The sequence below is a fragment of the Streptomyces sp. NPDC025651 genome, from assembly GCF_055558735.1.
The window spans coordinates 1,667,752-1,680,348 of sequence record NZ_JBVHLZ010000001.1 but is presented as its reverse complement, the minus strand read 5'-3'; the positions used below and the strand labels follow the sequence as shown (position 1 = coordinate 1,680,348).

At 71.8% G+C, this 12,597-nt stretch carries 11 protein-coding genes; 5 read left to right on the top strand and 6 right to left on the bottom strand.

The window, feature by feature from the left end; translation table 11 throughout:
- Positions 1-141 precede the first annotated feature (141 nt).
- The 3 genes from moaA to ACZ4D5_RS07835 form a co-directional block, all read right to left on the bottom strand.
- Complete coding sequence (moaA, locus tag ACZ4D5_RS07845; RefSeq protein WP_467771420.1) at positions 142-1,158, bottom strand: GTP 3',8-cyclase MoaA; 1,017 nt, start codon at positions 1,156-1,158, stop codon at positions 142-144.
- A gap of 159 nt (positions 1,159-1,317) precedes the next feature.
- Complete coding sequence (locus ACZ4D5_RS07840) at positions 1,318-2,955, bottom strand: solute symporter family protein (protein WP_467771419.1); 1,638 nt, start codon at positions 2,953-2,955, stop codon at positions 1,318-1,320.
- Positions 2,952-3,350 (bottom strand): DUF485 domain-containing protein, encoded by a 399-nt coding sequence (locus tag ACZ4D5_RS07835; protein ID WP_467771418.1) that lies wholly within the window; start codon positions 3,348-3,350, stop codon positions 2,952-2,954. The genes ACZ4D5_RS07840 and ACZ4D5_RS07835 overlap by 4 nt, the downstream gene beginning before the upstream one ends.
- Before the next feature lie 356 nt (positions 3,351-3,706).
- On the opposite strand from ACZ4D5_RS07835, the gene ACZ4D5_RS07830 reads away from it, so the two are divergent.
- The 5 genes from ACZ4D5_RS07830 (at position 3,707) to ACZ4D5_RS07810 (ending at position 10,159) form a co-directional block, all read left to right on the top strand.
- Positions 3,707-5,254: a S8 family peptidase gene (locus tag ACZ4D5_RS07830; protein ID WP_467771417.1), complete on the top strand. Its 1,548-nt coding sequence runs from the start codon at positions 3,707-3,709 to the stop codon at positions 5,252-5,254.
- Between the two features lie 104 nt (positions 5,255-5,358).
- Positions 5,359-6,843, top strand: a complete 1,485-nt coding sequence (locus tag ACZ4D5_RS07825) for a S8 family peptidase (protein ID WP_467771511.1) — start codon at positions 5,359-5,361, stop codon at positions 6,841-6,843.
- Positions 6,844-6,923: 80 nt separating this feature from the next.
- Positions 6,924-7,490, top strand: coding sequence for a hypothetical protein (locus ACZ4D5_RS07820; RefSeq protein ID WP_467771416.1), 567 nt, complete (start codon positions 6,924-6,926; stop codon positions 7,488-7,490).
- Between the two features lie 8 nt (positions 7,491-7,498).
- Positions 7,499-8,938, top strand: coding sequence for a CoA transferase (locus ACZ4D5_RS07815; protein WP_467771415.1), 1,440 nt, complete (start codon positions 7,499-7,501; stop codon positions 8,936-8,938).
- A 216-nt stretch (positions 8,939-9,154) separates the two neighbouring features.
- Positions 9,155-10,159 carry a CopD family protein gene (locus ACZ4D5_RS07810; protein ID WP_467771510.1) on the top strand — a complete coding sequence of 335 codons (1,005 nt, stop codon included), beginning with the start codon at positions 9,155-9,157 and terminating at the stop codon, positions 10,157-10,159.
- On the opposite strand, the gene ACZ4D5_RS07805 is transcribed toward ACZ4D5_RS07810, so the two are convergent.
- From ACZ4D5_RS07805 to ACZ4D5_RS07795, 3 genes are all read right to left on the bottom strand, one after another.
- On the bottom strand, positions 10,128-10,862 hold the full coding sequence (locus ACZ4D5_RS07805; RefSeq protein WP_467771414.1) for a lysoplasmalogenase: 735 nt from the start codon (positions 10,860-10,862) through the stop codon (positions 10,128-10,130). The two genes, ACZ4D5_RS07810 and ACZ4D5_RS07805, sit on opposite strands and share 32 nt — an antisense overlap.
- On the bottom strand, positions 10,859-11,755 hold the full coding sequence (locus ACZ4D5_RS07800; RefSeq protein WP_467771413.1) for a sterol desaturase family protein: 897 nt from the start codon (positions 11,753-11,755) through the stop codon (positions 10,859-10,861). The genes ACZ4D5_RS07805 and ACZ4D5_RS07800 overlap by 4 nt, the downstream gene beginning before the upstream one ends.
- Before the next feature lie 106 nt (positions 11,756-11,861).
- The gene (locus ACZ4D5_RS07795) at positions 11,862-12,593 is read right to left on the bottom strand and encodes a VIT1/CCC1 transporter family protein (protein WP_467771412.1); all 732 of its coding nucleotides are present in this window, start codon (positions 12,591-12,593) and stop codon (positions 11,862-11,864) included.
- Positions 12,594-12,597 lie beyond the last annotated feature (4 nt).

The window sequence follows — 12,597 nt, the reverse complement described above, 5'->3', positions numbered from 1 at the left end:
CTCTTGCCGGAGCGGGGCCCTTCGTCGTGGGCGGTGAACACCGGTCCACGACGGGGGAATAGTACAGCGCGCGGCGCCTCGGGTTAACTCTTCCGCGTCATTGCCTCTGCGCCACTGCCCTGCCGGGCGGTCCGCGGGGCCTCAGCCGCCGATCGCCGACATCGGGCGCTCCGGCTGCAGGAACGACGGGTCGTCCAGGCCCGAGCCCGCCTTCTTGCCCCACATCGCGAGCTTCCAGATGCGGGCGATGGCCTCGTCCGAGCCGTCCGTGCTGTCCGTGCCGTCTTCGGGATTTGCGCGCAGGGCGCCGCGCAGGTCGGTCTCCTCGGTGGCGAACAGGCAGGTGCGCACCTGGCCGTCGGCCGTCAGCCTCGTACGGTCGCAGGCCGAGCAGAAGGGGCGGGTGACGGAGGCGATGACACCGACGCGGTGCGGGCCGCCGTCGACGATCCAGCGCTCCGCGGGTGCCGAGCCGCGCTCGCCGGCGCCCTCCTCGGTGAGCTCGAAGCGCGTGCGCAGGGACTGCAGGATGTCACCGGCGGTGATCATCCCGTCGCGCTTCCAGCCGTGCTGGGCGTCCAGGGGCATCTGCTCGATGAAACGCAGTTCGTAGTCGTTCTCGACGGCCCAGGCCAGGAGGTCGGGGGCCTCGTCGTCGTTCAGGCCCGGCATCAGGACGGTGTTGACCTTGACCGGGGTCAGGCCCGCGTCGCGTGCCGCTTCGAGGCCTTCGAGGACGTCCTTGTGGCGGTCGCGGCGGGTGAGCGTCTTGAAGACGTCGGGACGGAGGGTGTCCAGGGAGACGTTGACCCGGTCGAGGCCTGCGGCCTTGAGGGCCTTCGCGGTGCGCTTGAGGCCGATGCCGTTCGTCGTCAGGGACATCTTCGGGCGGGGCTCCAGCTGGGCGCAGCGCTCGACGATCCCGACGAGGCCGGGGCGCAGGAGCGGCTCGCCGCCGGTGAAGCGGACCTCGGTGACGCCGAGCTGGGTGACGGCGATGCGCACGAGACGGACGATCTCGTCGTCGGTCAGGAGGTCCGGTTTGGCCAGCCACTGCAGGCCCTCTTCCGGCATGCAGTACGTGCAGCGCAGATTGCAGCGGTCGGTCAGTGATACGCGCAGGTCAGTGGCTACACGGCCATAGGTGTCGATGAGCACTGCGGCCCCCTCCCCGGCGGTTGGTTGTCGATGGGTCCACTGGTTTCGACCTTACGCGACACCTCTGACAACGCCATGGGCCATTTGCCACGAGGAACGAGGCGGCCGCGTCGTAGGACTCTACGACGCGGCCGCTACAGACGTGTGAACGTTTCCCGGTCAGTGGGCTCCGACGCCGGTGAGGGACTTGACCTCCAGCTCGGCGTACTTGCCCTTGTCCGGCTCCTCCTTGGAGAGGATCGAGCCGAGCCAGCCGAGCAGGAAGCCCAGCGGGATGGAGATGAGGCCAGGGTTCTCCAGCGGGAAGAAGTCGAAGTTCGCGTCGGGGAACATCGAGGTGGGCTTGCCGGAGACCACCGGCGAGAACAGCACCAGGCCGACGGCCGCGATCAGGCCGCCGTAGATGGACCACAGGGCGCCCTGGGTGGTGAACCGCTTCCAGAAGAGGCTGTACAGGATCGTCGGCAGGTTCGCGGAGGCCGCGACCGCGAAGGCGAGGGCGACCAGGCCCGCCACGTTCAGGTCGCGGGCCAGGGCGCCGAGCGCGATGGAGACGATGCCGATGAAGACGGTCGCCCAGCGGGCCGCCTTCATCTCCTCCTTCTCGGTGGCCTTGCCCTTGCGGATGACGTTCGCGTAGATGTCGTGGGCGAACGACGACGACGAGGCCAGGGTGAGACCCGCGACGACCGCGAGGATCGTGGCGAAGGCGACCGCGGAGATCACCGCGAGCAGGATCGCGCCGCCGGTCGAGTCGCCACCGCCGCCGATCTCCAGGGCGGCGAGCGGAGCCGCCGTGTTGCCCGCCTTGTTGGAGGCGATGATGTCGCCGGGCTTGAGCAGGGCGGCGGCGCCGAAGCCGAGCACGATCGTCATCAGGTAGAAGGCGCCGATGATGCCGATCGCCCAGTTCACGGACTTACGGGCGGCCTTGGCCGTGGGCACCGTGTAGAAGCGGATCAGGATGTGCGGCAGTCCCGCGGTGCCGAGGACCAGGGCGATGCCGAGCGAGATGAAGTCCAGCTTCGAGGTGCCGCTCGCGCCGTACTTGAGGCCGGGTTCCAGGAACGCCGAGCCCTTGCCGCTGTTGGAGGCGGCGGTGCCGAGCAGGTCGGAGACGTTGAAGTTGAACTTCAGCAGGATCAGGAAGGTGATGAGCACCGTGCCCGCGATGAGCAGGACGGCCTTGACCATCTGCACCCACGTGGTGCCCTTCATGCCGCCGATGGTGACGTAGACGATCATCAGGACGCCGACGAGGGCGACGATGAGGATCTTGCCCGCGTCGGAGGTGATGCCGAGCAGCAGCGAGACCAGGACACCCGCGCCCGCCATCTGCGCGAGCAGGTAGACGATCGAGACGACGATGGTGGAGGTGCCCGCGGCCGTGCGGACCGGGCGCTGGCGCATGCGGTACGCGAGGACGTCGCCCATCGTGTACCGGCCGGAGTTGCGCAGCGGCTCGGCGACCAGGAGCAGCGCCACCAGCCAGGCGACCAGGAAGCCGATGGAGTAGAGGAACCCGTCGTACCCGAAGAGGGCGATGGCGCCCGCGATGCCGAGGAAGGACGCGGCGGACATGTAGTCGCCGGAGATCGCCAGGCCGTTCTGGAAGCCGGTGAACTGGCGGCCGCCCGCGTAGAAGTCGGCGGCGCTCTTGGTCTGCCGTCCGGCCCAGACGGTGATGAAGAGGGTCGCGACGACGAACGCCGCGAAGAGGCTGATGATCAGCGGCCGGTGCTCGGAGGCGTCGGACGCGGCCGCCAGGTCGATGACGGCGGTGTGCGCGGGGCTCATGCGTCGCCCTCCGTGCGGGTCTCCATGCGGGACTCCATGCGGGACTTGATCGCCTCGGCCTTGGGGTCGAGCTTCGCCGCGGCGTGGCGCGAGTAGAACCAGGCGATGAGGAAGGTGGTCAGGAACTGCCCGAGGCCGAGCACCAGGGCGACGTTGATGTTGCCGAAGAGCTTGGTGCCCATGAAGTCGCCCGCGTAGTTGGAGAGCAGGACGTACACGAGGTACCAGGCGATGAAGGCGACGGTGAGCGGGAAGGCGAACGAGCGGTGCGCGCGGCGCAGTTCACCGAACTCCGCACTCTCCTGCACCTGGATGAACTCCTCCGTGGAGGGCGCTTGGGGATCGGGTGCTGCTCCTGCGCCACCCTTCGAAGGGGGCGGTGCGTCGGTGGCCACGGAGTCTCCTCGTGGTGCGGGTGGGGTGGGGACGGACAGTTGTTCCATGGGGCTCTCTGGTCTCGCTTTCCGGCGTGATGCGGATCACGTGAACCACGGTTGGCGATGCTAAGGCCACGGGACGTGATCCGACAGGGGGTTGATGTTGCTTCCGTTGCCTGCTCAACGTCACGACGGCACGCCCGTCGTCGCCCAACTCCCCGTTTTCTTCGGGAACTCATTGCTGGCCTGGGAGCTTCGGGGTTAGCTTCACCCTGAACAGCCCGTCATGTACCTGCCCGAGCACCACCTGTGTTCGGGCAGTTCCGTATGCGATTCCGCGTGCGGTTCCCGTCTCCGGATGATGTGGAGATCCCATGGCTCATCTGCGTTCCAGACGCCGTACGGCGCTCATCGTGCCGCTCGGCATCGCGCTCGCCGCCTCGGTCGGCTTCGTGCCGGGCGCCGCCACCGCGGCCCCGAACGAGTCGCCCGCCCCCGTGTCGGCGCAGGCCGCGAAGGACGCCCCCGTCTTCGCGTTCGTCGTCAACACCCGCACGGACCACAAGACGATCGCGTACGTCGAGAAGGCGATAGCCAAGGCCGGCGGCTCCGTCGTCGTCACGCACAGGAAGATCGGCGTCATCGTCGCCCACTCGGCGGATCCGGACTTCGGCAAGCAGATACGCAAGGTCCGCGGCGTCCAGTCCGCGGGCGCGAGCCACACCGCGCCGCTGAAGTCGGCCGCCACCACGGACGACGGCAAGGCGAAGCTGCTCTCCAAAGCTGAGGCCACGTCCCTGAAGCAGAGCGCCGCTCCGGGCGCCGAGCCGATGGAGGCCGACCAGTGGGACCTTCGGGCGATCGGCGCCGACAAGGCCGCCAAGATCAACCCGGGCAGCAAGAAGGTCACCGTCGCCGTGATCGACACCGGCGTCGACGACACCCACCCGGACCTCGCCCCCAACTTCTCGCCCTCGCAGTCCGCGAGCTGTGTCGGCGGCAAGGCGGACACCTCCGCCGGGGCCTGGCGTCCGGCGAAGAAGGACCACTACCACGGCACGCACGTGGCCGGTGAGATCGGCGCCGCGCGCAACGGCGTCGGCGTCGCGGGCGTGGCGCCCGGCGTGAAGATCGCGGGCATCAAGGTGGCCGACCCGGTCGACGAGCTGTTCTATCCGGAGAACGTGGTCTGCGCCTTCGTGTTCGCCGCCGAGCACAGCGTCGAGATCACCAACAACAGCTACTACGTGGACCCGTGGCTGTACAACTGCAAGGACGACCCGGACCAGCGGGCGATCCTCGACGCGGTCAACCGCGCGCAGCTGTACGCCCAGAAGAAGGGCACCCTCAACGTCGCCTCCGCGGGCAACTCCAACCACGACCTGGACTCGGACGCGATCGTCGACGACTCCAGCCCCGACGACTCCACGCCGGTGACCCGCACCATCGACCCGCACGAGTGCCTCGACGTGCCGACCCAGCTGCCGGGCGTCGTCACCACCAGCGCGACGGGCGTCAAGAACCTCAAGTCGTCCTACTCCAGCTACGGCAAGGGCGTCGTCGACGTGACCGCGCCGGGCGGCGACAAGTACCAGCTGCCGACCGACACCCCGTCGAAGAACGGCAACATCCTCTCCACCATGCCGGGCGGCGAGTACGGCTGGCTGCGCGGTACGTCGATGGCCGCGCCGCACGCCTCGGGCGTCGCCGCACTGCTCAAGTCCACGCACCCCAAGGCGGGCCCGGCCGAACTGCAGCGGCTCCTGAAGAAGCAGGCCGACCCGCTGGCGTGCCCGAGCGAGCCGTACGACCCCGACGGTGACGGCGACGTCGACGCGGTCTGCCGGAGCGGCGGCAAGGGCAAGAACGGCTTCTACGGCAGCGGGCTCGTCGACGCGCTCGACGCCGTGAAGAAGAAGTGACGGGGAGAGCGAACGTGACCAAGCGCCACAGAACCAGGCAGCACGGAACCGCCGCCGCCTTCCTGCGCTCCCGCCGGGCGCTCGCCCTGCCGCTCGGCGTCGCGATGGTCTCGGCCGTCGCGTTCCTGCCGGGCACGGCTTCGGCGCGGCCCGCCGCCGTGCCGGACGCCCCGGCGTCGGCGTCCGCGTCGGATGCCTCCGTCATGAGTTACGTCGTCAACGTGCGCCCCGGCAAGGGGAGTTCGGCGTACGCGAAGAAGGCCATCACCAAGGCCGGCGGCGACGTCGTCATCGCGTACGACAAGATCGGCGTCATCGTCGCCCACTCGGCGAACCCCGACTTCGCGAAGACGATCCGCGAGGTGAAGGGCGTCCAGTCGGCGGGCGCGACGCGGACGGCCCCGCTGTCCGCGCAGGCCGACGACGCGCTGGAGTCCGAGCGGCCGCTGACCGCCGCCGAGGCAAAGGCCGCGGCGGGCAGGGCGTCGGCCGGGCAGGACGATCTTGAGCCGCTGCAGTGGGACCTGCCCGCCATGAAGGCGGACAAGGCGCACGAGATCTCGCTCGGCAGCCGCGACGTCACGGTCGCCGTCCTGGACTCCGGGGTCGACGACACGCACCCCGACATCGCGCCCAACTTCGACCGCCGGGCGTCCGCGAGCTGCCTGGGCGGCGTGCCCGTCCAGAAGGACAACGCGTGGCGTCCGGTGGACAAGGAGAGCGACCACGGCATGCACGTGGCGGGCTCGATCGCCGCCGCGAAGAACGGCACCGGCATCACGGGCGTCGCCCCCGGCGTGCGGGTGGCGAGCCTGAAGGTGGCCGAGCCCAAGACCGGCATGTACTACACGGAGGCCGTGGTCTGCGGCTTCGTGTGGGCGGCCGACCACGGCGTCGACGTCACCAACAACAGCTACTACACCGACCCGTGGCTGTTCGCCTGCAAGACGGACGACGACCAGAAGGCACTCGTCGACGCCGTCGGGCGGGCCGCGCGGTACGCGGAGCGCAAGGGCGCGGTGAACGTCGCGGCCGCGGGCAACGCGAAGACCGACCTCGCCCAGGACGAGATCCTCGACAAGTCGAGCCCGAACGACACCACTCCGGTGCCGCGGACCATCGACACCGAGGAATGCCTCGACCTTCCGTCGCAGCTGCCGGGTGTCGTGACGGTCTCCGCGACCGGGGCGAAGGGCGTCAAGGCGTCGTACTCGAACTACGGGAACGGCGTCATCGACATCGCGGCGCCGGGCGGCGACGCCACCAAGTACCAGGCGCCGAACCCGCCGGCCGTGGACGGCAGGATCCTGTCGACGCTGCCGGGCGGCAAGTTCGGCTACAAGGGCGGTACGTCGATGGCGTCGCCGCACGCCGCGGGCGTGGCCGCGCTGCTCAAGTCGACGCACCCGCACGCCTCTCCGGCACGGATCAAGGCGCTCCTGTACCGCCAGGCGGACGCGATGGCGTGCACCGATCCGTACGACTTCGACGGTGACGGCAAGGTCGACGCGGTCTGCGAGGGCGGGAAGAACAAGAACGGCTTCTACGGCGTGGGCATGGCCGACGCGCTGGACGCCGTGCGCAAGTAGCACCGAAATGCGGTGGGTTGGGCCGGGCGGCTTGGGGGCCGCCCGGCCCTTCCCGTCGGCACGCGAGAGGATCCCGTGTCATGTACGAGTACAGAAACTCCGAGTTCGTCGTCTCCGGCACGGAGCAGTGGGTGGCGTGGTCCCCCCGTCCCCGGTGGCAGCTGGTGCTCCGATTCGTCACCACGGTGCTGTTCATGCCGGTGTGGATCGCGTTCGGGATCGTGGTCTTCTTCGGCACCCTCGCCATCGGCATGGTCACCGAGGCGATCGCCGCGGTGAGTTCCAGGTACGAGAAGGCCTTCGACCGGTTCATGGACCAGGCGATGGGGCGCATCACCACGCTCCCCCGCTGGTGCGTGCTCTGGTCCGAGATGCGGCACGAAGGAGACGCCGAGTACTACCGCGCGCGGGTCGACAGGAAACTCGCCCGGTGGACGGAGCGGGCGTCGGCGCCGCGCGTGCCCAAGAAGCCTCGGCCGCCCTCCGAGTGCGAGATCTTCCGGCGCGAGTACCGCGGCTGCGGTGGGCACTACGTCGTCCAGGCCGCGGCCGCGCTGGGGTGGGAGCTGCGGCCTTCCACGCCGGGCGAGTCGGTCAGGCTCTGGTGGTCGGCGGCGTCGGAGCCTGACCGGGAGGCGTCCCGATGAATGTCCCGATGAACGCCACACGCGCCGCCTGGGCCGTGCTCGGCGGCGATCCCGCCCTCCTCTCCCGTGTCTCCTCCGTCGTACGCGAGGGCGCCCTGCCCGCGCGGCTGCCCGTCATCGGGCTCGCCCGCGCCTGCGTCGGCGTCTGCGCGCTGGCCGCGGCGGAGCTCGCCGCGGCGCGCACCGGGCAGGACGTGCCCCGGGTGCGGGTCGACGACGGCGCCGTGGCGACCGCCTTCACCAGCGAGCGGCACCTCCTGGTCGACGGGCGCGCGCCGGTCACCTTCGCGCCCCTGTCCCGCTTCTGGCGCACCGCGGACGGCTGGGTCCGCACGCACGCCAACTACCCGCACCACCGCGCCGCGTTGACGGCCGCGCTGGGGCTCCCGGCCGACGCGCCCGTCGACTCGGTGGCCGCGTGCCTGGCCGAGCGGTCCGCCCCGGACGTGGAAGAGGCGGTGTACGCCGCCGGAGGGCTCGCCGTCGCGCTGCGCTCGCCCAAGGAGTGGGCCGCGCATCCGCAGGGCGCCGCGGTCGCGGCACGGCCGCTGGTGCGGCGTGAACCGATCGGCGCCGACGGGGCTTCCGGGCGGCCGCTGCCGCCGCTCACCGGCAGTCCTTCGCGGCCCGCCGAAGGGCTGCGCGTCCTCGATCTGACCCGCGTCATCGCGGGCCCCGTCGCGACCCGCACCCTGGCGCTGCTCGGCGCGGACGTGCTGCGCGTCGACTCGCCCCGGCTGCCGGAGATCGCCGACCAGCACACGGACACGGGCTTCGGGAAGCGGTCGGCCGCGCTGGACCTCGGTGACCGCGCGGACCGGCGCGCCTTCGACGAACTCCTCGACCGCGCCGACGTGGTCGTCACCGGCTACCGCCCCGGCGCCCTCGACCGGTTCGGCCTCGGCCCCGAGGCGCTGGCCGAGCGCAGGCCGGGCGTCGTCCTGGCCCAGCTGTCGGCGTGGGGCGACCACGGGCCGTGGGCCCGGCGGCGGGGCTTCGACAGCCTGGTGCAGGTCGCGACCGGGATCGCCGCCGTCGAGGGGTCGCGGGAGCGGCCGGGCGCGCTGCCCGCGCAGGCGCTGGACCACGGAACCGGCTATCTGCTGGCCGCGGCCGTCCTGCGCACGCTGACCGAGCGGGCGGCGCGGGGCGGGACCGGGCATGTGCGACTCGCGCTGGCGCGGACCGCGGCGTGGCTGCTGGACGGGCTCGGGGCCGAGGACGGTGCCGGGGGCCAGGGCGAGGACGGTGCCGGGGACCGGGGCGAAGGCGGTGCCGGGGACCGGGGCGAAGAGGCGTACGGCGATCCCTCCCTCTGGCTCGCCGAGACGGACAGTCCCCTCGGCCGCCTGCGGCACGCCCTGCCGCCGGTGTCCTTCGCCGACGGGCCCGTCAACTGGGCTTCCCCGCCCGGGCGGTGGGGGACCGACTCGCCTGTGTGGCGCTGAGGGGATCGGGGGCGGACCGGGAGCGGAACGGGAGCGGACCGGGAGCGGTGACCGTCGACCGGTACCGATGACCGGTGTTGAGCGGATCAGTCCGATCGGAACGCCTTTGCGCCAGTTGTCCACCAGGACTTGCCCGTGCCGGGACGCCCTGGTGAAGATCTTGTGGTGAGCTCCGTGAGACCGTCCGCCGAGCCCGGAGGCGATGCCACGACCGGCATACCGACCACCGCCCCCGTCTCGCACCGCGCCCCGCGCCGCCGCCCGCCCGTGGGGCGCGCGGTGGCCGTCCTCGTCCTCGTGGCCGTCGCCGCGCTGATCCCGCTGCTCGGCCCGTCGGCCGCGCTGCGCGGCACCGGTGAGGCGCAGGCTCCGGGCACGGCCGGCATCACGGCCCTGCGCGCGGTCGTCTTCGCCGCCCTGTGCGTGCAGTTGGGCGAGGTGTTCGCCGCCGCGCTCGCCCGCCGGGTCCCGGGTGCGCCGCTGGACCGGGCGCCGCGCGGCTGGGCGGTGTACGCGGCGTGGGCGGGGTGCGTCGCGGCGCTGGGGCTCGCCGCGATCGTGGCGAACGGCAACCTGGTCCCGCAGGAGCTCTCCGATCTGGACATCGGGCGCCTGTACGACACCCGGGACGGCCGGCTCGCCCTCCTGGAGGTCAACGCCTTCGTCGTGGCGGCCCTGTGCGCGCGCTCGCGACGCCCGGCGTCCGCCGCGCTCCCCCTGGCCGCGGTGGTCGTCGCGGAGGCCCTGCGGGCCCACCCTCCGGTGGAGGACTCCCCGCTCGTCGGCAGCGGACTCACGCTGGTGCACCTGACGTGCGGGGCGCTGTGGGCGGGCGGTCTGCTGGCCGTCCTGCGCATGCTGCGGCGGTGGCGGACGTCCTCTCCGGAGGAGGGCGCCGCCGTACTGGGGCTCTACGCGCGCGTGGCCGCCGTCCTGTTCGCCGCGATCACCGTGACGGGAACGCTCAGCACGCTGCGCAGGATGCCGCCGAGCACGGTGCTCGACCAGCTCACCGAGACGGCCTACGGCCGCACCCTGGTGGCCAAGGTGCTGCTCGTGGCCGTCGTCGCGGTGCTCGCGCTGCTGGCCCGCCGTCGGCTGCGCGGTCCGGGGGACCGCGTCCTGGCGTACGTTCCCGCGCGCGGGGAGGTGATCGCGCTGGGCGTCGTCGTGCTGCTCTCGGCGCTGCTCACCGCGGTGCCGGTGCCGATCCGCTGGTGACCTCCGCCGCCGCGGCGCGGTCGGGCTCCGGCCGTGCGTCTGCCGCCGCGAGCACACCCTTGCTCAGCAGGAACTGCGCCGCGATGTAGGTGAGCATGACCGCGAAGTCGGGCCTCGGCAGCTGCGGCCACTCGGCGACGCCGGTCGCGATGAGGGTGTCCGACAGCAGGAACAGCGCGCCACCGGCGGTCGCCGTGAGGCCGAGCGTGGTCGCGCCGAACGCCATCGCGGTGAGCAGCAGGCTGTAGCCCGCGACGGGGCCCCGCATGTCGGCCGGCAGGTCGGGCCAGAGCAGCGCCACGGTGACGGCGAGCGCGAGGGCGTACACGGCGACGAGCGCCGCCCCACGCGCGCGGGGCGAGCCGGCTCCGCTCCCGACCCTCGCGTACCGCCGCGCGTCGCCGTACCGCTTGAACAGCACGAGGTAGCAGACGTGCCCCAGCGCGAAGGAGCCCATCCCCGCAAGGAAGGCGAGTTCGGCGTCGAAGAGCAGGAAGGTGTCGCCGCCCCAGCCGAAGAGGAGGGCGGCGACCAGCAGCCGCGGGCCCCGGCGCGTGGCGACGTACGCCGCGAGCAGCGGCATGAGCAGCGGCTTGCAGACGGCGTGGCCGGGGCCGAAGTCCGCGAGGAGCGCGACGAGATCGCCGAGCGCGGCGACGCCGAAGGCGCCGAGGAGCAGCCTCGGCGACGGCCGCCCCGTCATGCCGCCCGCTCCGGGACCGTCGCGTCCGAGGCCCGCAGGGGCGCCGCGGGCGCCTCGGGGGCCTGCGGCTGCCACCCAGGCCCGCGGAAGACGCGTCCGGCGCGCTCGCGCCAACTGGCGGCCGCCTTCAGGTCCTTGGCGATGGCGACGTACTCGTGGGTGGCCACACGCAGCGGGTTGTACGTGTTGATGTTCTTCGTCAGGCCGTACACCGGCCGGTCCGTCTCGGCGACCCAGGAGCCGAACATGCGGTCCCAGATGATCAGGATGCCGCCGAAGTTGCGGTCCAGATAGCCGCCCTGGGAGGCGTGGTGCACGCGGTGGTGCGAGGGCGTGTTGAAGACGTACTCGAAGGGGCGGGGCAGCTTCCCGATGCGCTCGGTGTGGATCCAGAACTGGTAGACCAGGTTGGCCGACGAGCAGAACGCGAGCGCCGCCGGGTGCACGCCGCAGGCGATGAGCGGCAGGTAGAACGGCCACACCGTGAGGCTCGTCCAGGGCTGGCGCAGCGCCGTCGTGAGGTTGAACTTGCGGCTGGAGTGGTGCACCACGTGGCAGGCCCACAGGATGCGGATGACGTGGTGGCCCCGGTGCGACCAGTAGTAGAAGAAGTCCTGCGCGAGGAGCATCAGCGGGACCGTCCACCACAGGACGGGCACGCGCAGCGGAGTGAGCGCGTAGACGCCCGAGTAGATCGCGACGATCGGGATCTTCCACAGGAAGTCGAAGACGAGGCTGCCGAGCCCCATCGTGAGGCTGGTGGCGGCGTCCTTGGTCTCGTACCCCGCGGCGCCCTCGTCGGGATGGATCCGGTGGCTCACGATCTCGACGACGGTGAGCAGCACGAACGCCGGGATGGACCACAGCACGACATCGGGCAGGTTCGGGGACATGCGTGCACCGTAGAACGGCAGGTCGCCCGCGACTAGGGGTTGTTACCGACAAGTATTACCGGCGGTACGGGAGCAGTTGTTGGTGATCCCCGCCAAAGGCACCGCGTCAAACCCCGGCCGCCCCCAGCAGCGCGCCCGCCCCGTAGGTCACCGCCATCGCGAGCGCGCCGCCCGCCACGTTCCGCAGCACGGCGCGGCGCACGTCCGCCGCGCCCAGACGGGCGCTGCTCCAGCCCGTGAGGGCGAGGGCGGCGAGGACGGAGACGACCGTGACGCCGAGCCGCCAGTCGGCGGGCGGCAGCACGATCGCGAGGAGCGGCAGGAGCGCCCCCACGGTGAACGCGACGAAGCTGGCCCAGGCCGCGTGCCAGGGGTTGGTCAGGTCGTCCGGGTCGATGCCGAGCTCCACGCGCGCGTGGGCCCGCAGCGCGTCCCGCTCGGTGAGCTGTTCGGCGGCCTCGCGGGCCACCTCGCGGCTGAGCCCCCGCTCCTCCAACAGGTCGGTCAGCTCGGCCAGTTCCGCCTCGGGCTGCTCGCGCAGCTCGCGCTTCTCCATGGCCAGGGCGGCCTTCTCCGAGTCGCGCTGCGTGGACACGGAGACGTACTCGCCGGCCGCCATGGACATGGACCCGGCGAGCAGTCCGGCCAGGCCCGCCGTCAGCAGGGTGCCGCGGTCGCCCGTGGCACCCGCGACGCCGACGACGAGGCCCGCGGTGGACACGATGCCGTCGTTGGCCCCGAGCACGGCGGCCCGCAGCCAGTTGAGCCGGGAGCCGAGGGCTCCGCCGTGCGCTTCGTCGTGCGTCGCTCCGGTTTCGTCATGCGTCGCTTCAGTCACGCAG